Origin of the sequence: Serpentinicella sp. ANB-PHB4, assembly GCF_031432315.1 — a bacterium.
GTDB lineage: Bacteria > Bacillota > Clostridia > Peptostreptococcales > Natronincolaceae > Serpentinicella.
In genome coordinates this window covers 22,600-47,318 of record NZ_JAVKGO010000005.1, presented here as the reverse complement: position 1 = coordinate 47,318, position 24,719 = coordinate 22,600, and the positions used below count along the sequence as shown (strand labels likewise).

Below are 24,719 nucleotides of genomic sequence, written 5' to 3'. Positions count from 1 at the left end.
GAGGAGGAAAAACATGCGTAAGCCATTAATTGCAGGAAATTGGAAAATGAATGGGGATATGAAAACCTCTTACAAATTAATTACAGAATTAAAAGAAGGTATCTTGAATTCGGATGTTGAAACGTTAATATGTTGTCCATTTACTTTAATAAATGAAGTATCAACGTTAATAAAAGGATCAAACATAAAACTTGGTGCACAAAATATGCACTGGGAAAACAAGGGAGCCTACACTGGTGAAATTAGTGCAGACATGCTTAAAGAATTAGATGTTGAGTATGTAATACTAGGGCATTCAGAGCGAAGAGAAATCTTTCTTGAGACGGATTCCATTGTAAACAAAAAAGTATTAAAAGCACTTGAGAAAAACATAAAGCCTATTTTGTGTGTTGGTGAAACTTTGGAAGAAAGAGAAAAAAAACAAACAAAAGATAAAATAAAAGAACAGGTTTTAAGGGCTTTAGAGAATGTAGATGAGAATGAAATCATAAATGTTGTAATTGCATATGAACCAATATGGGCAATAGGCACAGGCAAGACTGCAACCCCAGTTGAAGCAAATGAGGTAGTAGGTTTTATAAGAGAAATCTTAGAAAATAAGTACGGAGTAGACATTTCAGAAGAAATTCGCATACTATATGGTGGTAGTGTTAAACCTGAGAATGCGACAGAAATTTTAAATAAGCAGGATATAGACGGAGCTCTTGTTGGGGGTGCAAGTCTAAAAGCAAATGACTTTATTTCAATAATCAATTTTTAAGAAGAGGGGAAACGATATGACCGATCCAGTAGCCTTAGTCATTTTAGATGGCTTAGGCATAAGTGATAATAAAATTGGTAATGCCGTTAGTCTTGCTAACATGCCTAATTACAAAAAATTGCTTAATAAATACCCGAGTACTAATATAAAAGCTAGTGGATTAGATGTAGGGCTTCCTGAGGGACAAATGGGCAATTCAGAAGTTGGACATTTAAATATCGGAGCAGGAAGAATAGTATACCAAGAATTAACTAGAATATCCCAAGCGTTAAGAACTGGGAAATTTTATAAAAATAATACTTTGCTAAATGTTATGAAACATGTAAAATCAAATTCTAAAAAGCTTCATTTAATGGGATTAGTTTCTGATGGTGGGGTGCATAGTCACATAGATCATATTCTTGGGCTAGTAGACATGGCCAAAGAACAAGGTATACAAGAATTATATATTCATTGCTTTTTAGATGGGCGAGATACACCACCGAAAAGTGCATTAAAGTACATAAAACAATTGGAAGATAAAGTTACAGAAGTAGGGTTAGGACAAATTGCAACAGTAAGTGGCAGATATTATGCAATGGATAGAGATACTCGTTGGGAAAGAACGAAGCAATCTTTCGATGCAATGGTTCACGGTGAAGGAAGAAAAGCACAAAGCGCTACAGAGGCTATTGAATATGCATACGAGCAAGGGGAAACAGATGAATTTGTTAAACCAACCGTAATACAAATTGAAAACGATGGAATGATTGACAGTAACGATGGAATTATATTTTTTAATTTTCGTCCAGATCGTGCAAGACAATTAACCCGTGCACTTGTCGATAAAAAATTTGCCGATTTTGAAAGAAATATAGTGAATTTAGATCTTCATTTTGTTACAATGACTTTGTATGATAAAAATATACAAGATGTTAATATTGCATACGCTCCACAAACACATAAAGATACCCTAGGAGAATACATAAGCAATCAAGGGTTAAAACAATTAAGAATAGCTGAAACGGAAAAGTATGCACATGTAACTTATTTCTTTAATGGTGGTATTGAGAAAAAATATCCAAATGAAGATAGAAAGCTTGTTAAATCTCCAGATGTAGCAACATATGATTTAAAACCTGAAATGAGTGCTAAAGAAGTTACAGACGAGTTAACATCATTATTAAGTGGAAATCATTATGATCTAATAGTATTAAATTTTGCGAATCCAGACATGGTGGGTCATACAGGTGATTTGGATGCGGTAATAAAGGCACTAGAAGTGGTTGATGACTGCTTAGGCATTGTTGTAGATAAAATAACAAATCTAGGTGGAAAACTTATTATAACCTCTGACCATGGAAACGCTGAAGAGATGATCAATGAAGAAAAAGGAATTAAAGTTACAGCCCATACGACAAATCCTGTACCATTAATACTAATTGATCAAGAAGTAAAAACCTTACGTTCAGGCGGACGTCTTTGTGATATAGCACCAACTATATTAGATTTAATGGGCTTAGATAAACCTGGGGAAATGACAGGAAATAGTCTTATATTAGAAAAAATTTAAAATAAAGTAGAAAAATGGGGAGGCGTACATAATGTCAATTATAAGTGATGTATATGCAAGAGAAGTATTAGATTCTAGAGGGAATCCAACAATTGAAGTAGAAGTATACTTGGAAAGTGGGGTTATGGCCAGTGCTATAGTACCTTCTGGGGCATCAACAGGTGCTTTTGAAGCAGTTGAATTAAGAGATGGCGATACTGAAAGATATCTTGGAAAAGGTGTATTAAAAGCTGTAGAAAACGTAAACGAAGTGATCGCACCTGAAATAATTGGGATGGATGTTATAGACCAAGTTGGTATTGATGAAATTTTACTTAGAGTAGATAGCACTGAAAATAAAGCGAATTTAGGGGCAAATGCAATACTAGGCGTATCAATGGCTGTTGCTAAAGCTGCTGCAGAAGACTTAGAAATGCCCTTATTCCAATACTTAGGCGGAGTGAATGCGAAACAACTTCCAGTACCTATGATGAATATTTTAAATGGTGGTGCCCACGCGGATAATAATGTAGATATTCAAGAATTTATGATAATGCCTGTTGGTGCTAAAACATATAAAGATGGACTTAGAATGTGTGTTGAGATATATCATAACCTAAAATTAGTGCTTAAAAACAAAGGATTAATGACTGGTGTTGGTGATGAAGGTGGATTTGCACCAAATCTTTCATCTAACGAAGAAGCACTACAGGTGATAATAGAAGCGATAGAAAAAGCAGGATATAGTCCGAATGAAGATATTAAACTTGCATTAGACGTCGCAGCAACAGAATTATATGATGAACAAGATAAAGTATATAAACTAGCTGGTGAAGGAGTTGTAAAAACAGCCTCTGAAATGGTTGAGTTTTATGCAGATTTAATAGAAAAGTACCCGATTATTTCTATAGAAGACGGATTAAGTGAAGATGACTGGGAAGGTTGGAAGATTATGACTGATTCATTAGGTCATAAAGTTCAGATTGTAGGAGACGATCTATTTGTAACAAATACTACAAGACTTGAAAAAGGGATCAAAACAAGAACAGCTAATTCAATATTAATTAAACTTAATCAAATAGGTACGATTACAGAAACCCTTGATGCAATTGAAATGGCAAAAAGAGCTGGGTATACTGCTGTAATCTCACATCGTTCAGGAGAAACTGAAGATTCAACAATTGCAGATATTGCAGTTGCAGTAAATGCTGGTCAAATAAAAACAGGCGCTCCTGCAAGAACTGATAGAGTAGCAAAATATAACCAGTTATTAAGAATAGAAGATTACTTAGATGAAACAGCAAAATATTTAGGAGACGATGTATTTTATAATCTGAACGCCTTCTAGGGAGTACTAGTATAATCCTTGATTTTAAAGATATGCTGTGTTAAAATATGAGTGTTAATTACGGTCTGGAGGTGTAAACATGTTAAGAAATGTATTAATGGTAATTCAATTAATAGTTTCAGTTATTTTGATTGCAACAGTATTACTACAAACAGGTAAAAGCGCAGGTCTTACTGGATCAATTGGCGGTGGAGCTGAGCAAACATGGAGTGGAAAAAACAAAGGTTATGAAGGTATGCTTAGTAAATTAACAGTTGTAGCTGCAGTACTTTTTGTAATTGTTGCTATAGCCTTAGTTACTATACAATAAAATTGAATAATAACAAAGGGAGGAACTAAAGAGATGAATTGGATGATCTTAGCGCCAGTTGCAGGTGTAATTGCCCTGTTATTTGCGTACATGCAAGCAAGTAAAATTAACAAAGTAGAACCAGGAAATGATAGAATGAAAGAGATTGCTTCTTATATTCAAGAAGGATCAATGGCATTTTTAACTAGAGAATACAAAACCCTTGTAATATTTGCAATTGTTTTATTCCTTGTATTAGGGTTTGGATTAAATAGCTGGTTAACTGCTATAAGTTTCTTAATTGGAGCATTATTCTCAGGTTTAGCAGGATTCTTTGGAATGCGTGTAGCAACCCAAGCGAATGTAAGAACTGCTAACGGTGCAAAAGAAGGCGGAATGAACAAGGCATTAAGCGTAGCTTTCTCAGGTGGAGCAGTTATGGGAATGTCTGTTGTTGGATTAGGATTATTAGGTGTTGGTGGTTTATTTATACTTATTAATAATGTAACTGGAGATCCTAGTGAAGCTATTGAAATGGTAACAGGATTTGCATTAGGTGCATCTTCTATTGCATTATTCGGACGTGTTGGTGGAGGAATTTACACCAAAGCAGCTGACGTAGGTGCTGACCTAGTTGGTAAAGTTGAAGCAGGTATACCAGAAGATGACCCAAGAAATCCTGCAGTTATTGCAGACAATGTTGGTGACAATGTTGGTGACGTTGCGGGTATGGGTGCTGACTTATTTGAATCATATGTTGGATCAATTATCTCAGCTATTACATTAGGTTTATTAGCACATGGTATGGACGGGGCGCTATTCCCATTATTATTAGCTGCAACAGGAATTATTGCATCAATCGTTGGAACTTTCTTCGTTAAAGGTGATGAAAATACAGATCCATCTAAAGCATTACATATGGGTACTTGGGTAAGTGCTGGGCTTGTAGTTGTAGCTGCATACTTCTTAAGTACAAATTTACTTGGAGATGCTACAGGATTTTTAGCAATTGTAACAGGCTTAATTGTTGGATTATTAATTGCAAATATAACTGAAAGATATACTTCAGGGGAGTTTGCACATGTTAAAAAGATTGCGCAACAATCTGAAACAGGTCCAGCAACAACAATTATTAGTGGATTAGCAGTAGGTATGGTGTCAACTGCATGGCCAATATTAATTATTGCGGTTGGTATTCTAATAGCCTTTGGTGTAGCAGGACTATATGGGATCGCTTTAGCGGCTGTAGGTATGCTTGCAACAGCAGGTATGACAATTGCAGTAGATGCATATGGACCAATTGCTGATAACGCTGGTGGTATTGCAGAGATGTGTGAACTTCCTAAAGAAGTTAGACAGATTACAGATAAATTAGATGCAGTAGGTAACACAACAGCTGCTATTGGTAAAGGTTTTGCAATTGGATCAGCAGCATTAACTGCACTAGCTCTATTTGCAACATATACAGCAGCAGTTAATTTAGAAATTATTGACTTAACTAGTCCATCAGTAATTGTGGGTATGTTAATTGGTGGAATGTTACCATTCCTATTCTCAGCGATGACAATGGAAGCAGTAGGTAAAGCTGCATTTGAAATGATAGAAGAAGTAAGAAGACAATTTAGAGATATCCCTGGTATCATGGAAGGTAAAGGAAAACCAGAATACGCAAAATGTGTTGATATAAGTACAGCTTCAGCATTAAAAGAAATGGTTATTCCAGGGGTATTAGCAGTTGTTGCTCCTATAGCAACTGGATTACTTTTAGGGGCAGATGCAGTAGGTGGATTACTTGCAGGCGCATTAGTAGCAGGGGTTTTACTAGCTATTATGATGGCAAATGCAGGTGGTGCATGGGATAATGCGAAGAAATACATTGAAGAAGGAAACCACGGTGGTAAAGGTAGTGAGCCACATAAAGCCGCAGTAGTTGGCGATACAGTTGGTGATCCATTTAAAGATACATCAGGACCTTCTATTAATATCTTAATTAAATTAATGACAATTGTATCTGTTGTATTTGCACCTTTATTTGCACAATATGGTGGAATGATTGTAAAGTTCTTTGAATAAAATAAATTAATAATAAGCCCTTGATCAAGGATTAAGGGCTTTTATTAATATTGAATTAAACCAGTTAGTATAGAAAATATTCTAACTGGTTTTTAATTTATATAATTAGGTATAGAAAATTAAATAATAAGGGATGCGTGTGAAATGCTAGACACTTTATTAGCTCAAGAAACAGGTTTAAAGTATTTATTTTATTTTATACTACTTTTGGGATTAATAAATATAGGTGCTTTTATATTTATGGCTGTTGATAAATATAAAGCAGTACATAACAAATGGCGAGTGAAAGAGATACATTTATTAATTATTGCGTTATTTTTTGGTGCTACTGGGGTATTAATAGGAATGGTAGTTTTCAAACACAAAATAAATAATAAGAAGTTTAACTATGGCATTCCTTTTTTACTAATTTTAAATAAAATCTTAAAATATTTTGTGATATATTATATTTTGAAATGACTGTAAATTAGACTCATTGCCCAGGAAAAGTAGAATAATTATATAAAAGACTAAAAGTAATAGTTTTTGTGAATAATATACATAAGAAGATAAAAAAAGGAGGGTATAAATTGACTATAAAAGAACGTATTGTTGAATTTATGCGCGAATTAGCCTATAGTCCAATGCTGGAAGAAGAATTGCATGCTGCCTTGGATATAGATAAAAAACAAAGAAAAGTTTTCAAAAAACTTTTAAAGGAAATGGAAGAAGAAGGATTAATTATTAAGACCAGAAAAAAGAGATATGGCGTACCAGAACGCATGGGTCTCATTGTGGGTAGACTTGAGAGCCATTCAAAAGGCTATGGGTTTGTTGTGTCAGATTTACCCGATGTAAACGATGTATTTATCCCATCAAATTATATGAATGGAGCTATGCATCAAGACCGGGTTATTGCTCGAGTAAATGTAATGAGTGATAACACTAAAAAATGTGAAGGCGAAGTTATAAGAATTCTTCATCGAAATAACGAAGAAATAGTAGGAACATATGAAGACAGCAGAAACTTTGGATTTGTTGTGCCTGATGACAATAAATTAAACATGGATATATTCATACCAAAAGGTGAAAAAGGAACAGCCACTACTGGAAGCAAAGTAGTCTGTAAAGTTACAAAATGGCCAGAAGCTCGACGTAATCCAGAAGGTAAAATCATTGAAGTATTAGGACATAAAGACGATGCTGGAACCGATATATTAGCAATAATGCGAAACTATAACTTAGACCCTGATTTCCCAGAAGAAGTCATGGAAGAAGTCAATGCTATTTCTGAAATAATACCAGAAGATGAACTAGCAAGGCGTACGGATTTACGTAATTTAAAAATGGTTACGATCGATGGGGCTGATGCAAAAGATTTAGATGATGCAGTATCAATAGAAAAACTAAGTAATGGAAATTATAGATTAGGAGTACACATAGCAGATGTTGCTCATTATGTAAGGGAAGATACTTACTTAGATAAAGAGGCGGTTAAAAGGGCAACAAGTGTATATTTAGTAGATCGTGTTATACCGATGCTTCCTAAAAAGCTTTCAAATGGCGTTTGTAGCTTAAATCCTAATACTGATACATTAACACTTAGCGTCTTGATGGAAATTGATCAAAAGGGTAAAGTAATAGACCACGAAATTCATGAGAGTGTCATTAATATTAATGAAAGAATGGTTTATGAAGACGTATCGAATATATTAGAACATAGAGATCAAGAATTAATGGATAGATATAAAGATGTTGTAGAAGATTTTGAAATGATGCAGGAACTTTGTAAGCTATTAAATCAAAATAGAGAAGATAGAGGTGCCATTGACTTCGATTTTCCAGAATCAAAAGTAATTCTAGACGAAGATGGCAAACCGATTGAAATTAAAAAGTATGAGCGTAGAATTGCCAATAGAATAATAGAAGAATTCATGTTAGTTTGTAATGAAACAGTGGCAGAACACTATTATTGGTTAAGTAGTCCTTTTGTATATAGAGTACATGAAGAACCTAGCTTAGAAAAGATTGAAGAGTTTAATCAATTTATTCATAACTTTGGGTATCATTTAAAAGGTATTCATGAAGAAATACACCCTAAAGTTTTACATGAACTACTCAAAAAAGTAGCAGGAAAAAAAGAAGAACCAGTTATAAATACACTAATGCTAAGATCACTAAGAAAAGCAAGATATGCGCCAAATAACCTGGGACACTTTGGGCTAGCAGCAAAATACTATAGTCATTTTACATCACCAATAAGAAGGTACCCTGACTTAATGATACATCGTATTATAAAAGAATATTTAAAAGGAAAAGTTTCGAAAAAAAGAGAAGAGAGATTAAAATCTGTTGTTAGTTATATATCAGATCAGTCCTCAGCAAGAGAACGAATTGCAGATGAAGCAGAAAGAGCAACAGTAGATCTTAAAAAGGTTGAATTCATGCAAGAACGAATAGGGGAAGCGTACACTGGTATTGTTTCAGGTATTACCTCCTTTGGTATGTTTGTTGAGCTTGAAAATACAATTGAAGGTATGGTAAGGCTAAGTTCATTAGTCGATGACTATTATATTTACAATAGCCAGCACCATAGCTTGACAGGAGAGAGAACAAAGAAGACCTTCCGTATCGGCGATGAGGTTAGAATTCAAGTAGCTAGAGCAGATATAAAACAACGAGAAATAGATTTTAACTTAATAAGCAAAGAAGAAAACTAAAGTCTTAACGACTTTAGTTTTCTAATCTTAGATTATATAAAAGCATATAAGTGAAGTAGCAGATATACATAATCTCCAAAGATTGCAATAACCAACTGATTATGTTATAATAATTATTCGACGATGTATTCCTATCAATTTAAAGAAGGTGAAACCTATGGCAGGCAAAGGACAAAAATTCTTAGCTACCAATAAAAAGGCTCGATATGAGTATTTTATAGAAGAGACCTACGAAGCAGGCATTGAGCTTAAAGGTACTGAAGTAAAATCCATGAGGCAAGGAAAAGTAAATATAAAAGAAGCCCATGCCAGAGTAGAAAATGGCGAAGTATTTTTGTACAATATGCATATTAGTCCATATGAACAAGGTAACATCTTTAACGTCGATCCGATTAGAATTAGAAAACTTCTACTTCACAAAAGTGAGATTAGAAAGCTAATAGGGTATATACAACAAAAAGGGTACACACTTATACCTTTAAGTGCTTATTTAAAAAATGGTAGAGTAAAAATAGCATTAGGCATTGGTAAAGGAAAAGCCCTACATGACAAACGAGCAGATATTGCTAAAAAAGATGCCAATCGAAGAATTCAAAAAGAATTAAGAGAAAGGCAAAAACAATAACCCGGGGGCGTACAGGTTTCGACGGGGGTTTGGAGTCATGAGTTGCGAGTCGTGTTTGCTTGGTATCACGTAAAAAACTGGGCAATAAATATAAACGCAAACGATAATTACGCTTTAGCAGCCTAGTTGCTGCTCGTTTCTACCAGGTGTCCCGCAGCCCGGATAGAAACGTCATAACCGCGGGGAACGTCTTAAGGGGTGCTCTGACCTTAAGTTGTATAACTGGAGCTGGTCGATTCTAAAACTTGCTACTAGGTGTTAGGAAAGACGAGATCTAAATTAGTAGCTACACTCGTAGAAGCTCATGGTAAAGAGCCTTCGGACAGGGGTTCGATTCCCCTCGCCTCCACCAAATAAGAATACTAAATTCTGATACAATAGATAGTTAATCCTTGATTTCAAGGATTTTTCTTTTTTTTGAAATTCTTTGTTCACTCTTGTACTAAATAATAAGTTTATAATAGTGGTAAATTTTGGTAGATATTACAAAAATAATATTGTATAGTTATATTGAGGTGATTGATATGACTAAAATTTTAAAGATTAACAACATAGAAAAATATTATGGTTCAAAGGGGAAAAGTAATATAACAAAAGCCTTGGATAATGTAAGCCTAGAAGTAAATAAAGGCGAATTTGTAGGGATCATGGGAGCATCTGGCTCAGGTAAAACTACGCTACTAAATTGCATTTCTACCATTGATAAAGTGAGCGCAGGGAATATAATCATAAATGACAAAGATATAAACCAAATAAATGATAAAGACATCGCAAAATTTAGACGGGAGAACCTAGGCTTTATATTCCAAGATTTTAACTTACTAGATACGCTGACAATCGAAGAAAACATTGCCTTGGCATTAACCATTAACCGTACAGATGTTGGTGATGTTGATGATAGAGTGAAAAAAATTGCAAAGGAATTGGGCATTTTTGAGATCCTAAAAAAATTTCCCTATGAAATATCCGGTGGTCAAAAGCAAAGGTGTGCCTGTGCTAGGGCCTTAATTAACAATCCAAAGCTAATTTTAGCCGACGAACCAACAGGTGCACTGGATTCAAAGTCAGCTAAGATGCTACTAGAAACAATACGTAAGATGAATGAGGATTTAGATGCAACAATACTAGTGGTTACTCATGACCCATTTTCTGCTAGCTACAGTAAAAGGATTTTATTCTTTCAAGATGGAAAGATATTCAACGAGTTGAATCGAGGTGCAAAAACAAGGCAACAATTTTACCATGAAATTATAGATGTATTGTCCTTAGTGGGAGGTGATGCGGATGCTAATGAAATTAGCTAGACGCAATGTAAAACGTTCCCTTGGAGATTACTACACCTATATTATTACGATAACGATTGTTGTAGCATTAATGTTTGCATTTAATAGTATGCTATTTTCTGAGTCCATAAGAGAAATCAGTACATATATGACTGAATATTTAATGTTACTTGCTGTTTTTTCATTTATAGTCATTTTAATAGTAACTTGGCTAATTAATTACATGACCCAATTTATGTTGCAAAGGCGAAGCAAAGAATTTGGGACATATCTAATATTGGGCATGGAAACGAAAGACGTATCTAAGTTATTTCTTTGGGAAAATACCTTTATGGGTGGGATATCTTTTGTCTTTGGTGCACTTGGAGGAGTTTTTCTTTTTCAACTGCTATCATATATTGTAATTGGTTTTTTTGGTGAAGACTATCAACTAGCAATGGACTTTAGCATCAAAGCACTATTTTTAACAATTCTTTATTATGGCGCCATAATGATTTTTGTTGTCATGCGAAATAATAGTAAACTTAAAAAAATGAAAATCCACGACTTAATCTATATGGATAAGCAAAATGAAACCATAAAACTTAAGAAAACATCAATTAGCTGGTTTCTTTTTGCTTTATCTTTAATTTTAGGGCTTGTGGTGGTTACAAGTACAAAAATTTTTATTACTATCATCTGCATAGTAATTTCAATTTATAGTTTTTACATAGGTATATCTGGAGTAATTGTGATGATGCTTTCAAAATTCAAAAGCCTGAAGTATAAGAAAATAAACATGTTTTTGTTCCGACAACTGACATCCAAAATTAATACAATGGGTATTACTATGGGGAATGTAGCATTACTCTTTACGTTGACGCTATTACTGGGTAATGTAGCTGTTGGCTTAAGTAATGTAAAAGAAGAAATAGAATCATATGTGCCCTTTGATGTAAGTATAGCAGTTCATAATCAAGATGAATCCTTTGCGGATGTACAATCCTATATGAATGAAAATGGTTGGTTAACTGATGAAAATGGTAAAAGTATAGTTTATCGGGTTTATAAAGGAGAATCTAATTCCTTTACAAATGTGTTAATTAATAATGATATATCAGGTGGATACTTTCAATACGATACGTACTTAAAATTAAGCGATTACAATGTATTAAGGAATATGCTTTCCTTAGACCAAGTTCAGATGGGACCAAACCAATATATTATTCATGCAGTGCCATCTGTAAGGGACTACTATGAAAGCTATATAGAACAAAATCCAACAATTAAAATAAATAATAATATATATAATAATAAAGGAATTTATTCAGAAGACTTCGCTCAAAATGGTCAAAATGGTGCTGGGTTTATTATAGTGGTACCTGATGAAGCAGTATCAAATAAAGAAGTATACTATTCTTTATTTGCTGCTAGCTGTGCAAAAGAACCCAACGAAGATTTATATACAGGACTACTTCAGTACGTTAATCAAGATTCCGAATACTGGACAATTTCAAACACAAACATTAGGAGAGAAACGATTGATCATGGAATGGGAGTAGATAGTGGATATGTAATATATGACAACATACTGGTAAAGGGTGGAGGCATTGATAACGAAGCCAAGTCCGGTATAATATTATTAGTATCATCTGTTTTTTATGTTGCATTAGTATTTGTTAGTGTTGCTTTAACCGTAATGGCAGTTCAACAATTAAGTGATGCAGCAAAATATAAACATCGATACAAAATACTATCTCAATTAGGTACAGATAAAAAAGAACGTAAGAAGCTAATCTTATTACAGCTACTTATGTATTTCACGCTACCCCTTATACTACCTATCTTATTTAGCTCAATATTATCCATAAGATTAAATAGTCTACTAATAAGCGGAACAAAACTTGAATCTGCATCATTTAGTTACTACTTAATCACCTTATTTATATTCTCTTTACTGTATTCAACCTACTTCTTAATAACCTACATAGGCTACAGAAAAATTGTAGAAGAGGATAAAACAATAAATTCCGTACGAACATAAAAAGTAAAACCACTTATAGTGGTTTTACTTTTTGTTATATACTATTCAAATACATATTTTACTAATAATTTATAACTAGTTATGCTATACTGAATAAAGCACATAGACTATAAAGTATATGATTTAAAAATTTAGTATAGTGGGTGATCATATGAAATTAGAAGAAATAAAACAAAAGAAGATAAGTAAAATCTTAGGGGTAGGTATTATAGGTTTTATCCTTATTTTTTCGATCATTTCTATGATCGTTGTAAAGGTGATCTATGACGGTCAGTTCCCAAGATATGATAGACATGATGAGACGATTACAGCCCACTTAAGATATTCAGATATTGAGGAAGCGTACCCAAGGAAGCTAGTAAACTTTAAATCAGGAAACAATCGATTACAGGGCTATGTATATGGCCAGAATCAAGAACAAGGACTTATTGTATTAGCCCATGGTTTAGGAGGCGGCGCAGATATATATTTACCTGAAATTAAATATTTTGTAGACAATGGTTGGCGAGTATTTGCCTATGATGCAACAGGTAGTTTTGATAGTGAAGGGAAAACAACAAAGGGATTTCCTCAGGGGTTAATAGATTTAGATGCTGCACTTACATATGTAAGTGGTCAATCCGAATTTGATAATCTTTCAATAGTGTTATTTGGTCACAGTTGGGGTGGGTATGCAGTAGCTAATATATTGCACTATGATCATGAAATTAATGGTGTTGTCTCAGTTGCTGGAGCCAATAGTCCTATGGACATGATTTTAAAACAAGGACAACGTATGATGGGTAATTTTATTCATACGCAGCGGCCTTATTTGTGGCTATACCAAAGAATGCTATTCGGTCAAGTCGCTTCATTCAATGCAGTTGATGCTATTAATGGATCAGATGTACCAGTATTAATTTTACATGGGACAGAAGATGACCTAATAGAATATAAAGGGAGTTCTATTATATCGAAGACCGATAAAATGACGAATCCTAATATCAGAACAAGATCACTAAGTGATCCAGGTCGTAATGGACACAATAATCTTTTGCGCTCTGATGATGCTATAGCCTATATTGATGAAATTAATATTGAATACCGTGAACTTTATAATGATTATGAACAGAATATTCCATATGAAGTGAAGCAAGACTTTTATGCAAAGATAGATCGTGTTCTAGTCCAAGATATAAATCTAGACTTAATGGATGATATACAAGGATTTTTAATGGAGTGTTTGAATTAGTTTTAATATAGTTTGAAAGTAATCGAGTATATGAAACGAATGCTTTAGGTAATATATAAATAAGGTATGTACCATACACAAAAGGAGAAATATAATTTGAGTAAAAAATTTAATGACTTAAATCTTAAGCAATTTATAATAGAAAATCTTGAGGCAGAAGGAATAACAAACCCTACAGAAATTCAAGCACAATCGATTCCTTTTATTTTGGAAGGGAAAGATGTAATAGGAAAAGCAAAGACCGGTACTGGAAAAACATTGTCTTATCTGTTACCTATGATTGAAAAAATTGATCATGAGAAAAGAGAACTTCAAATGCTTGTATTGGCACCAAGTAGAGAATTAAGTCTACAAATTCATAGAGAAGCAGAGCAGGTTATAAAAGATACAAAAATTACTTGTATGTCTTTGGTTGAAGGAATGAATATAAGTAGACAACTTGATAAGTTAAAAAGCAAACCTCAGCTGATTATAGCCACACCTGGCAGACTATTACATATAATTGGATTAAAAAAACTAAAAATGCATGGTGTTAAGATGATAGCTTTGGATGAAGTGGATCAAATATTACAGCAAGGACTACGTGAAAAAGTAAACGCAGTTATTTCTAGTACACTTAAAGATAGACAGCTAGTTAGTTTTTCTGCTACCTTGTCAGAAGAAGCACTAACAACGCTACGAGATATTATGAAAAGTCCAGAGCATATATCTTTAGATCGTGCTAAGCCTATTCCGTCAAAAATAGAACATCTATATATTATAAGTAAAGCACCAAAGAAAACGGAAACCCTTGCAGAACTCACTCATGTTTTAAAGCCAGCCAAATCTTTAGTTTTTATTAATAAAAATGAAAATGTAGACCGATTTGTTAAGGAATTAAAATCCCTTGGGTTAGCTGTAGCTGGAATACAAACAAGGACAAAAAACCAGGATCGACAACATTACTTAAGTTCTTTTAATAATGGAAAGTTAAATGTGTTAGTTACTACAGATATATTTACTAGAGGGATGGACTTTAGAAATGTATCACATATATTTAATATGGATTTACCCCTTAATCCAGTAGATTATTTACATAGGGCTGGTCGTACTGGTAGAATGAATACCAATGGTGTCGTTTATAATATTGTGAGAGATCGAGAAAAATTCATCATGTATAAAATGATGAAGCAATTAAATATAGATGTCAAAGCAGTGAGTATAGTAAACCAAAAAGTTGTTGATGTAGACAAGATTATAAAAAAGAAAAAGATAAATAAGAAATAAAAACTCACTGTTTAACAGTGAGTTTTTCAACTAGACCGAGGTGCTCAACAATGGTATTATCTTATGAATACGAAAATAAAATTATAAAGTTCGAATTAGTTCATAGAAACAGAAAAACCTTATCAATTCAGATAAAGGGAAAAGAAGAAGTCCTAGTTATTGCTCCTGTGGGTGTATCTAAAGAAAAGGTCCTTGAAATTGTTAAGAAGAAATCAAAATGGATAGTACGAAAACAATTAGAATTAAAAGATATTAAACATGAACAGAAAAGTATAGACTATGTGAATAACGAAACACTCTATTACTTAGGAGAAGTATGTAGTTTAGATGTGGTCTTAGATAAAGAAATTACAATACCAGAAGTGCGAAAAATTGAAGGCAAGATACAAGTACACAGTGGATCAACAGATAAAGAGACGATAAAAGAAGCACTAAAACAATGGTACTTTAACGAAGCTAGGGAGTGTATAGAGGGAATTATATTGGATTATCAAAGCGTTCTTAAGGTGAAACCTACAAAAATCACAATTAAAGATCAAAAAAAACGCTGGGGTAGTTGCACTTCAAAGGAACATGTGCTATTTAACTGGAAATTAATTATGGCGCCTAAATCTGTAATCGAATATGTGGTGGTACATGAATTATGTCATTTAATTCATTTAAATCATTCAAAAGAATTTTGGCAGCTAGTTAAAAATACGCTACCAAATTACGAGTTAAGTAAAAATCATCTAAAGAAATATGGCTTGATTTACATGACGCATATGGGATGAATTTAGTTAAAAGAAACCGTCTTTTAACTTTATATAAGACGGCTCTTTTATACACTACTACCCAAAAAAATATGGTTGATCAACATGGTCGCTTCGAATTGCCTTTTGCAAAATAGTAAAGTCTATTTGCTTTGCATCCATTGTAAATTCGCATGGGTATTTCTCCCCACAGTCATCACACTCAATGTATTGACTAGCATTTTTTTGTTCTCTATTATCAAATAAAAAAGGTAAAGCCTCTTCATTTTTAATAACTGGATTAACTTCTTTTGAATCTGGATTTTGAATTTTGTAGGAATAAACATAGGTAGACTCATACTTTGCTACAAAGTTTTTACCCTCACATTGAGGACAGTGTATCTTACTATTTAATTTCAACTCTGTCACATCCTTTTAAATAAAATTTATTATATTTTATTAGATTGTCTAAAAAGCAATATTTTATCCTCTTATGTTAGACCATATATAGCAACACAATCTATTATCTTAAAAAGTGAAGCGTTGATTAGACAACAGATATTGTTATAAAATAGTAGGGGAATAATAAATAAAAACTTTAAAGGAGACTTTATGCATGCGTATACAGGAATTAGCAGAAGAATTACAAGAAGGTTTAGAAGAAGGAGTGATGAATTATATTGTATACCAAGAGGGAAGACAATGGAAATATGAGCTTTATCCTTCATTTAATAGTGAAAATGTGAATGAAGAAGAGGAAAAAAGATTTTTATATATAAAATATAGATTAGATGATGAAGTCATTGTTATAAATGGAAAAAAAGATTTTGATTCATATGATTTAAAATACATACAAAAACAAATAAAAGCCTTAAGAAGTGAAAAAGGCTATGTTTAGGAAAAGAAGGTGACAATGTGAGCTTAGTTTGTATAGGAGATAGTTTAACCTATGGTTTTGGGGTAAAGTCTTCTCAGGCATGGGTAAACCTAATAGAGCCTACATTAGGCGAACGTGTTTTTAACCGAGGGATAAATGGTGATACAACAGAAGGAATGGTCTCTCGATTTAAAAATGATGTTATTTTTCAAAAACCAACTGAGGTCATAATTATGGGTGGTTCTAATGACTTTATCATGGGTATTTCAGTTGATGTAGTGTGCTCAAACATAGAATATATGGTGCGAATGTGCAATAACAATGGTATAACACCTATAATAGGAATTCAACCACAAGTAGACCCTGCAATGGCCAATAAATATTGGTCAGCAACAACGGATTTTATAAGCGTAAATGATAAAATAGAATCATATCGCAATTGGGTATTAGGCTTTACGAAAGATAATAATATAAAGTATATAGATATATATGCACAAATTCTGAATTATTTAGCTGAAATGGACAAGAAAACAATTTTTACAGATGGGGTACACCTTACGCCTAAAGGACATGAGATAGTTGTAAAAACAGTAAAAGATACATTAAAGACCAATGAAATTTAATTATTATATAAATGGGGGGGATAAAAAGATGAGGACTTTGATACTTTATGGTACAAAATATGGATGCACTGAAAAAATTGCAAAAACTTTATCTGAGAAACTAAAAGGTGAAGTAGAAATATTCAATCTTATAAATAATTTTGATGTAAGTAATCTAGAAAAGTATGATGCTATTGTAATCGGAGGACCAGTTTATGTAGGGATGATCAATAAAGAAGTTAGCTTATTTGCATCGAAGCATGAAGATATCTTAAAAGAAAAAAAACTAGGATTATTTATAAGCTGTATGGGCGATGAAGATATGGTAAAGACACAGTTAAACAAAGCTTTTCCAGATATATTATTAGAAAAGGCCGTGGCAATAGAAAACTTTGGAGGCGCGTTTCGGCTCAAAAAAATGAAATTTATGGATCGCTTAATTACAAGATTTATTGCAAAAACAAAGCATGATAAAACAAATATTATAGAAAAGAATATTGATCGTTTTGTTCAATTACTGCAAGAAAGCTAATACTTTGTCTTTCCTTAATTTTTATTCTTTATAACGAAACATACTACTAATACAGTATGTTTTTTTATTGATTGTTTTTTAAATTTGTAATACTATTCTAATGGAGCAAAATTGAAGGAGGTTATTAGATTGGATGGAGAAAACCCAATACGTGTAAAAAAAGCAATTTTACATATTTTGGATAATAGTGTACAGATTCCAGTGATCTCAACAAAGGAATTAGAAAAGAATGAAGAGGTTTTTTATTATTTGGAAGAGCATATTTTAAAAGTTTTAAATAATAGTAAAGTAAAAGAAGGGGTTTTTGATAATCCTGATAATAAAATATTGAGCTTATGTGAAAAGCTACGAACAAATTCAGAAAGTTTTATTGGGATTAGTATTGAACTAGCAGAAGATTTATTTGAAATTATGAAAAAGAATGCAAATATTTCGCCGGGGGACGTAATTATTTGTATATTTGAAATGGACATGGCTGAATATCTGGCCGTATTAAAATTTAACTACAAACCAAGCTATATCCATCATGTAATTAATACAGAAGAAGGTGTGGCAAATAATATTATTAGACAGATGACAACACTGCCTAACATCACGCAAAAAGTAGACGAAAGTATTATTATTAACTTTTCGGATATGAGCATTAAATTACTAGAAAAATTATATGAAATTGATGATGAAAAAGACTTTTATTTATCAACAAAATTTCTGAACTGCAGTTTTGATTTATCAAGTCATGAAAAATTTAAAATAATAAGCGATGTGACAAAAAAGCTAAACAAAAAGTACTTCGATGAAGATTTTAAAACACCAGTTAAACTAAATCAAACATTAGCAACTCAATTAAAGGAAAACCATGAGATACAAGTTTCAGATGTGGCTAATGAAGTATTTGGAGATTATCAAGAGATTAAAGAAGAGTATATGGAAGAGGTAAAAAGTGCAGGGATAAATGAAGATCAAGTGAAACTTACAGAACATGATAGTTTTTCTAAAAAGTTAATTACCCAAAAGTTTAAAACCGATAGTGGTATAGAGATAAAGTTACCATCAGATTATTATAATAATAAAGACATGATTGAGTTTATCAATAATCCTGATGGTACAATATCGATTATTTTAAAAAACATCAACAAGCTATTTAATAGAAGTTAATCTTCTTTTTTTACTTTTTCTGAAAAGGATGTATCAAAAACCTGTGTATCTTGGTTTTGGATAGCATCTTCTGTTACTTGATCCTTTTGCTCAGTTTGAGCTAAGTTGTTTTTATTTCTAAAATTTTTATAATAGTACTCTTGAATACGTGCACTTTTGGTAATAAAAAGAGCAAAAAGAATAACCATTATTGCTATTGATACGCCAATAAAATTTATAAATACATCCATTAAACTTGCAACTCTAGTTGGCACAAAGCTTTGTCTATATTCATCTAAAAAAGACATAGTAGTACCGCCTAAAAACGCAATTATAATCGCATTGCGAGGTTTCTTGGTGTACTGGCTTGCTAATAGAAAAAAAGCAATTGTGATGAAGAAAAACATAATTACATGAGCAATTTTTCTTAAAACAAACTCAATAATTGCTGGATTATCATTAGCATATAAAAGAAAATCTTCACTTACTGTTCTAAAAGGGCCGAGTTCATTAAAATTTAAAGGGATTATACTAGCTAACCACTCTGAAAACCTAACTAAACTTAAATCTAAACTTCCTAAAAGTGAATTAAGTTGTTTAAGTAAAGGAAGGACTTGCAAACCTGGTATAGAAGATAGATAAAAAACAAGCCCTATAAAAAAGAGTAAAATAAACCAAGATTTCAATTTCAATATAATCACCTTCTTATTTAAATTATCTGGGTAGTTAATAGTAAAATTATAGCATATCATAACATGAACCAATAGAGATTTATAGTTAATTATTAAAAATTTATGAATAAACCCCACATGATCTATAACGGAGAACATGTGGGGTTTATTATTTCGCAAAAAATTAGTTTTATTATGAAAATAACATAGCGTCACTAATCAAATCATTTGATTTAATTTCATCAAAATAACCTAGTAACTTTTCAATTGTAAGGTGCTTCTTATCATCTCTTTGTATATCAAGAACAACATTACCTTTATGGAACATAATTAATCTATTTCCTAGTGCAATCGCTTGGTTTAGATTGTGTGTAACCATTAAAGTTGTAATCTTTTTGTCTAATATAATTTTCTCAGTTAATTCAATTATTTTTTCAGATGTTTTTGGATCTAGAGCTGCTGTATGCTCATCTAACAATAGTAGTTTAGGGTTAGACATCGTTGCCATAATCAATGAAAGCGATTGTCTTTGTCCACCAGATAAAAGACCTACCTCAGTGTTAAGCTGATTCTCAAGACCAAGGTCAAGCTGCGTTAATAGTTCTTTAAAATGGGGAATATGGGTTTTTGAAGTCCCACGAGTTAGGTTAAATCGTTTTCCCTTATTATAGGCCATTGATAGATTTTCTAAAACAGTCATAGAAGGAGCAGTACCCAAAGAGGGATTTTGGAACACTCTACCCATTATTGTAGTTCTTTTATATTCGGAAGACTTAGTTACATCATTACCATCCACTTCAATAAAACCGCTATCACAGTCTAAAGAACCGGCTAAAATATTAAGAAAAGTAGATTTTCCTGCTCCATTACTACCTATTATAGTTACAAAATCACCTTCATTAATGGAAAGGTTAAATTTATTAAACAATAATTTTTCATTAATTGTATTTTTGTTAAAAGTTTTTACTAGGTTTTTTACTTGTAGCATCAAGAACACCCCCTAGTTTTTTATCTTTTAATTTATTAAATAAACTAAATTTTCGTCCATTTAAACCTAAAGCGATAATAACGATTATTGCTGTTATTAGCTGTAAATCCGTAGCCGGAAGACCCATTCTCAATGAAAATGCAATACTGGTTCTATACAATAGCGTACCAATCAAAGCCATTAAAGTCATACTAAATGAAAAACGCTTTAAAATCGTTTCACCAAGAATAATAGAAGCAAGGCCCATGACGATAATACCTCTTCCCATACCAACATCAGAAAACCTACTAAATTGAGCCATTATTGCCCCGGAAAGTGCTACAAGACCATTTGATAACATAAGTCCTACAATTTTTATTTTCCCTATATCAACACCTAAAGAGGTTACCATTTGGGGGTTGTCGCCAGTTGCTTTTAACAAGAAACCAAACTTTGTTTTAAAAAATAAATCAAGAAATACTTTAACAATAATTGCAAAAGCAAGAATCATTACAATTGGTGGGTATCCTCCAGAAAAGATTGTCTCTTGAGCAAACAGTGGAACATTAGCTCTGCCACCCATTACTCTAAGGTTAATAGAATACAGACCGATCATAACTAAAATACCAGAAAGTAAATTTGTAATTTTCAGTTTTACGTGAAGAATTCCCGTGATACCTCCAGCTAACATGCCAGCTATTAGAGCTATAAAGCAGGCTAAAAATGGATTAATATCATTAACCAGTAAAGTAGCACAGACGGCAGCACCTAAAGGGAAGCTACCGTCAACTGATAAATCAGGAAAATGTAAAATTTTATAAGTAATAAATACACCTAAAGACATTATAGAGAAAATTAATCCTTGTTCTAGTATACTTAACAAAAAACTATTCATCTTCAACTTTCACTCCGTCTCTAATTAATGTAGCTGATGCTTTTACGTCATCAGATATATCAAGTTGAATTTCATCCGCTGTATCCAGATTAATAACTATATCTAACTCATTAGATTTTTTTATACCCATTTCTGATGGTAGTTCACCGTTAATAACTTCTATAGCCATTAAAGCTGTTTCAAAACCAAGTTGATAGTAATCAATTCCCTTAGTTGCTAGGGCGCCAGCATCAACATGCGCTTTATCCGCAGCGATAATAGGAATATTCTTTTGATTAGCACTATTTGCAATTAAAGGCATAGATGAAGCAACAACATTATCTTGAATAGTGTATAGTGCATCAACTCTATCTAACAAAAAGTCTAATGATTGATTGACATCATTTATATCGGATACAGAAGCAGTAATAATTTCTAAGTCAAAATCAGCAGCAGCTTCTTTAGCTTGAGCAACTTGAACTTCTGAATTAGTTTCACCAGTATTGTACAATATACCAACTTTTTTAGTTTCAGGTGCAAGTGTTTTTAATAGATTAAAATGTTTGATTGAATCAATATTGTCACTTGTTCCAGTAACATTCGTTCCAGATTTTTCCCAAGAGTTAACAATACCTGCCTTTACAGGATCTGTAACAGCAGTAATTAAAATTGGAATATCATTTGTTGCTTGAAAAGCAGTTTGTGCTGATGGAGTAGCAATTGCAAAAATCATATCTTTATTTTGTGAAACAAAATTTTGTGCAATACTTTGGGCAATAGAAATATCACCTTGTGCACTTTGAAAATCTATATCAATTTGTTCACCTTCATTATAACCTTGAGAAGCAAGACCATCTATAAATCCTTGGCGTGCACTATCAAGTGCAGGGTGTTCAATAATCTGGCTTATGCCAATTTTAATTTGATCTTCTACTGTAACGCTAGTTAAGTCATTATCAGTGTCAGAACCACATCCAATCATTAATACACCAATAATCATAAAACATAAAAGCTTAATTACCATTTTTCTTTTCTCTACCATACTACCATCCTCCTAAAAAATTATGATTTAAACTAAAAACTAGTTAAATATAAAAAACTCCCTGGGAACAGAGAGTTTAATAACAAATTAAGTACTACAATAGAAACCTTTAATCAAAGGTTCATTGTCATTATCTCCTACCATATTACCCATTCTACATTATGTTATAATACAAATTATTCGCTACGGTTGAACACTACTATTCTACAATTCTACATAAATACTCTTTTCTTGAATTAGTTCACTTATATATAAATTAGTATTAGTATATAATAATTATTCTTAGATTGTCAAATAATTTTTATAATTTCGGTAATGAACGATGCCCTAATCCAACTACAACCTCGTTAAGGTGAAGAAGACCAATATTCATAAAAATACATACACTAACGTGCTCGCCACAACGGGCTATTCCAATTTTACCTCCAACATTAAGGCCATTGGCTTTTGCTTCAAGCTGCATAATAGCTTCTCTACAAGCCCCAACAATTGCCCCATCGTGTAAATGGTTTTCTTTTGTAACGCCACTACGTTTAGAAGCGACAATCGTTCTTTCCAGTATTTTTGGTATAGAAGCTATTAAATTACCACCAAAATCTACTGCAGCAGCATATATTCCATCATTTTTAAATTCTTGTATGAGTTTTTCTTCATCATTTCTTGATGAAATAGCCATTCTAATTGAAGTTTTGGCTGCATCAGTACTTGTCCAATTCATAAAAACACTCCAATCCTTTGAGATTTATAATTAGTATACCATATTAAACTAATTATAATAAAAGTAGTTATTTGTAAAGTAATAAAATATGTAATTAAGGGAATTATGATAAAAAAGGAAAAAGGAGAAATAAAATGACTAATATTGAAAATGCAATTAAGCGGATAGAGAGATTAGAATGTCCTACTGGAGAATTAGAATATAGAGTAGCCGAAGTACTCGAAGCCTATAATGTTGCAAGTAGAGATCACATAACTATTAAGAAACAAGAAAATGAGGAAGAGGGGAATGAAGTATATAAAGTAAATATACAAAATAACAATCGCTCAATGATGGTACAAGCTACATCAGGTCAAGACGATTATGTAACAAAGGTAATAAATGTATATTAAGGATCGTGCTGAGTTAAACAAAAATAAATAAAACAGTATTATATGAAAATAAGCTGTGAATAAATTCACAGCTTATTTTCATATTAAAGAACAAATTTGTTCAATTTTATCGTTTTTGCCTATCTATCTTTTACTGATAGAAAGTATGTCCGCCTATTCTTGTAACATAGGTATTGTTTTCTACTATCCAGCGACCTTCGGCTTTGTCTGGATTAAAGAAGTATGTCGAATTTCCAACAGGTCTTGCCCCATTTAGAGCTTCACGGGCAGCCCTTACGCTAGCTTCACCTGGTGTATTATAAATTGTTCCTTCCTCAACAGGACTGAATTGAGGAATATTCCCCCAATATTCAAAAATTACACCATAAATAGAGTTAGGGAATTGACTTGAGTTTACTCTGTTTAATACTACATTTCCTACAGCAACCATCCCTTGATAAGGTTCACCTTGTGCTTCTGCATGTATAATTCTTGAAAGCCAGAACACATCATCTTCTGTAAAACTTCTAGATCTACTTGTCCCACGTGAAACTACAGGAGTGGCAGACTGACTAAATAAAGCACCTTGAGTTTGAGGACCGGCTATTCCATCAATGATCAAACTATTATCTCTCTGAAAATTTATAACAGCGGTCTGGGTAATATTGCCGTAATATCCCGTTGTATTAGCATGAAAATAACCTCTATTTTTTAGTTCTTGTTGTAATCTTACAACTTCACTCCCACGACTACCAAATTTTAATACAGTATTTCTTTGGCTGTATAAAGAACGCTTAGTTTGACGACCAGCAATTCCATCAATTATTAAACGATTATCTCTTTGATAATTAGTAACTGCTGTTTCAGTAATAGGGCCATAGTAACCAGTAGTGTTAGCATCAAAATAACCCCTGTTTTTAAGTTCTTGCTGTAATCTTATAACTTCACTTCCACGACTGCCAAATCTTAGAACTGTATAGCTATTAGCAAATACACCTACAACTTGTGTTGATACTAGAAACATAATGAAAAGCATTGAAAAAATCTTTCTTTTATGACTTTTAAACAACAT

25 protein-coding genes and 1 other RNA gene are annotated in these 24,719 nt (G+C 32.6%); 19 read left to right on the top strand and 7 right to left on the bottom strand.

The window, feature by feature from the left end; translation table 11 throughout:
* Window positions 1-13: 13 nt before the first annotated feature.
* The 14 genes from tpiA to RH915_RS05610 all read left to right on the top strand — a co-directional run bounded on the left by tpiA (window position 14) and on the right by RH915_RS05610 (window position 15,901).
* The gene (tpiA, locus tag RH915_RS05675; RefSeq protein WP_310478499.1) at window positions 14-760 is read left to right on the top strand and encodes a triose-phosphate isomerase; all 747 of its coding nucleotides are present in this window, start codon (window positions 14-16) and stop codon (window positions 758-760) included.
* Between the two features lie 16 nt (window positions 761-776).
* A complete protein-coding gene (gene gpmI, locus RH915_RS05670; RefSeq protein ID WP_310478498.1) occupies window positions 777-2,312 on the top strand; it encodes a 2,3-bisphosphoglycerate-independent phosphoglycerate mutase in 1,536 nt (511 codons plus the stop codon).
* Window positions 2,313-2,343: 31 nt separating this feature from the next.
* Window positions 2,344-3,639, top strand: coding sequence for a phosphopyruvate hydratase (gene eno / locus RH915_RS05665; RefSeq protein ID WP_310478496.1), 1,296 nt, complete (start codon window positions 2,344-2,346; stop codon window positions 3,637-3,639).
* 79 nt (window positions 3,640-3,718) lie between these two features.
* Window positions 3,719-3,949, top strand: a complete 231-nt coding sequence (secG, locus tag RH915_RS05660) for a preprotein translocase subunit SecG (protein ID WP_310478493.1) — start codon at window positions 3,719-3,721, stop codon at window positions 3,947-3,949.
* A gap of 33 nt (window positions 3,950-3,982) precedes the next feature.
* Complete coding sequence (locus RH915_RS05655; RefSeq protein ID WP_310478492.1) at window positions 3,983-6,001, top strand: sodium-translocating pyrophosphatase; 2,019 nt, start codon at window positions 3,983-3,985, stop codon at window positions 5,999-6,001.
* Between the two features lie 144 nt (window positions 6,002-6,145).
* Window positions 6,146-6,460 (top strand): DUF1294 domain-containing protein, encoded by a 315-nt coding sequence (locus tag RH915_RS05650; RefSeq protein WP_310478490.1) that lies wholly within the window; start codon window positions 6,146-6,148, stop codon window positions 6,458-6,460.
* Window positions 6,461-6,570: 110 nt separating this feature from the next.
* Entirely contained in the window at window positions 6,571-8,700 is a 2,130-nt protein-coding gene (rnr, locus tag RH915_RS05645; protein ID WP_310478488.1) for a ribonuclease R, read from the top strand.
* A 157-nt stretch (window positions 8,701-8,857) separates the two neighbouring features.
* Complete coding sequence (gene smpB, locus RH915_RS05640) at window positions 8,858-9,325, top strand: SsrA-binding protein SmpB (RefSeq protein WP_310478487.1); 468 nt, start codon at window positions 8,858-8,860, stop codon at window positions 9,323-9,325.
* A gap of 3 nt (window positions 9,326-9,328) precedes the next feature.
* Window positions 9,329-9,677, top strand: a transfer-messenger RNA (tmRNA) gene (gene ssrA / locus RH915_RS05635).
* A gap of 172 nt (window positions 9,678-9,849) precedes the next feature.
* Window positions 9,850-10,629, top strand: a complete 780-nt coding sequence (locus RH915_RS05630; RefSeq protein ID WP_310478486.1) for an ABC transporter ATP-binding protein — start codon at window positions 9,850-9,852, stop codon at window positions 10,627-10,629.
* Entirely contained in the window at window positions 10,610-12,631 is a 2,022-nt protein-coding gene (locus RH915_RS05625) for an ABC transporter permease (protein ID WP_310478485.1), read from the top strand. The genes RH915_RS05630 and RH915_RS05625 overlap by 20 nt, the downstream gene beginning before the upstream one ends.
* A 151-nt stretch (window positions 12,632-12,782) precedes the next feature.
* Complete coding sequence (locus RH915_RS05620) at window positions 12,783-13,862, top strand: alpha/beta hydrolase (RefSeq protein WP_310478484.1); 1,080 nt, start codon at window positions 12,783-12,785, stop codon at window positions 13,860-13,862.
* Between the two features lie 96 nt (window positions 13,863-13,958).
* On the top strand, window positions 13,959-15,128 hold the full coding sequence (locus RH915_RS05615) for a DEAD/DEAH box helicase (protein WP_310478483.1): 1,170 nt from the start codon (window positions 13,959-13,961) through the stop codon (window positions 15,126-15,128).
* Window positions 15,129-15,178: 50 nt separating this feature from the next.
* The gene (locus RH915_RS05610) at window positions 15,179-15,901 is read left to right on the top strand and encodes a M48 family metallopeptidase (RefSeq protein ID WP_310478482.1); all 723 of its coding nucleotides are present in this window, start codon (window positions 15,179-15,181) and stop codon (window positions 15,899-15,901) included.
* 57 nt (window positions 15,902-15,958) lie between these two features.
* Here the strand turns inward: RH915_RS05610 and RH915_RS05605 are convergent, their stop codons facing one another.
* A complete protein-coding gene (locus tag RH915_RS05605; protein WP_310478480.1) occupies window positions 15,959-16,279 on the bottom strand; it encodes a hypothetical protein in 321 nt (106 codons plus the stop codon).
* Window positions 16,280-16,475: 196 nt separating this feature from the next.
* Here RH915_RS05605 and RH915_RS05600 point away from each other — a divergent pair, with 196 nt between their 5' ends.
* From RH915_RS05600 to RH915_RS05585, 4 genes are all read left to right on the top strand, one after another.
* A complete protein-coding gene (locus RH915_RS05600; RefSeq protein ID WP_310478479.1) occupies window positions 16,476-16,757 on the top strand; it encodes a hypothetical protein in 282 nt (93 codons plus the stop codon).
* Between the two features lie 17 nt (window positions 16,758-16,774).
* Window positions 16,775-17,359, top strand: coding sequence for a GDSL-type esterase/lipase family protein (locus RH915_RS05595; RefSeq protein ID WP_310478477.1), 585 nt, complete (start codon window positions 16,775-16,777; stop codon window positions 17,357-17,359).
* Between the two features lie 28 nt (window positions 17,360-17,387).
* Window positions 17,388-17,870 (top strand): flavodoxin domain-containing protein, encoded by a 483-nt coding sequence (locus tag RH915_RS05590; RefSeq protein ID WP_310478475.1) that lies wholly within the window; start codon window positions 17,388-17,390, stop codon window positions 17,868-17,870.
* A 129-nt stretch (window positions 17,871-17,999) separates the two neighbouring features.
* Window positions 18,000-19,025, top strand: coding sequence for a nucleoid-associated protein (locus RH915_RS05585; protein ID WP_310478473.1), 1,026 nt, complete (start codon window positions 18,000-18,002; stop codon window positions 19,023-19,025).
* On the opposite strand, the gene RH915_RS05580 is transcribed toward RH915_RS05585, so the two are convergent.
* The 5 genes from RH915_RS05580 to RH915_RS05560 form a co-directional block, all read right to left on the bottom strand.
* Window positions 19,022-19,696, bottom strand: coding sequence for a VanZ family protein (locus RH915_RS05580; RefSeq protein ID WP_310478472.1), 675 nt, complete (start codon window positions 19,694-19,696; stop codon window positions 19,022-19,024). The two genes, RH915_RS05585 and RH915_RS05580, sit on opposite strands and share 4 nt — an antisense overlap.
* Before the next feature lie 172 nt (window positions 19,697-19,868).
* Window positions 19,869-20,663, bottom strand: coding sequence for an ABC transporter ATP-binding protein (locus RH915_RS05575; protein ID WP_310478471.1), 795 nt, complete (start codon window positions 20,661-20,663; stop codon window positions 19,869-19,871).
* Entirely contained in the window at window positions 20,629-21,537 is a 909-nt protein-coding gene (locus RH915_RS05570) for an ABC transporter permease (RefSeq protein WP_310478470.1), read from the bottom strand. The genes RH915_RS05575 and RH915_RS05570 overlap by 35 nt, the downstream gene beginning before the upstream one ends.
* On the bottom strand, window positions 21,530-22,558 hold the full coding sequence (locus RH915_RS05565; RefSeq protein ID WP_310478469.1) for an ABC transporter substrate-binding protein: 1,029 nt from the start codon (window positions 22,556-22,558) through the stop codon (window positions 21,530-21,532). The genes RH915_RS05570 and RH915_RS05565 overlap by 8 nt, the downstream gene beginning before the upstream one ends.
* Before the next feature lie 301 nt (window positions 22,559-22,859).
* Window positions 22,860-23,276 carry a HutP family protein gene (locus RH915_RS05560; RefSeq protein ID WP_310478468.1) on the bottom strand — a complete coding sequence of 139 codons (417 nt, stop codon included), beginning with the start codon at window positions 23,274-23,276 and terminating at the stop codon, window positions 22,860-22,862.
* 134 nt (window positions 23,277-23,410) lie between these two features.
* Here RH915_RS05560 and RH915_RS05555 point away from each other — a divergent pair, with 134 nt between their 5' ends.
* Entirely contained in the window at window positions 23,411-23,668 is a 258-nt protein-coding gene (locus tag RH915_RS05555; protein ID WP_310478466.1) for a hypothetical protein, read from the top strand.
* Between the two features lie 130 nt (window positions 23,669-23,798).
* Here RH915_RS05555 and RH915_RS05550 read toward each other — a convergent pair whose 3' ends face one another.
* Window positions 23,799-24,719 carry a peptidoglycan-binding protein gene (locus tag RH915_RS05550; RefSeq protein WP_310478465.1) on the bottom strand — a complete coding sequence of 307 codons (921 nt, stop codon included), beginning with the start codon at window positions 24,717-24,719 and terminating at the stop codon, window positions 23,799-23,801.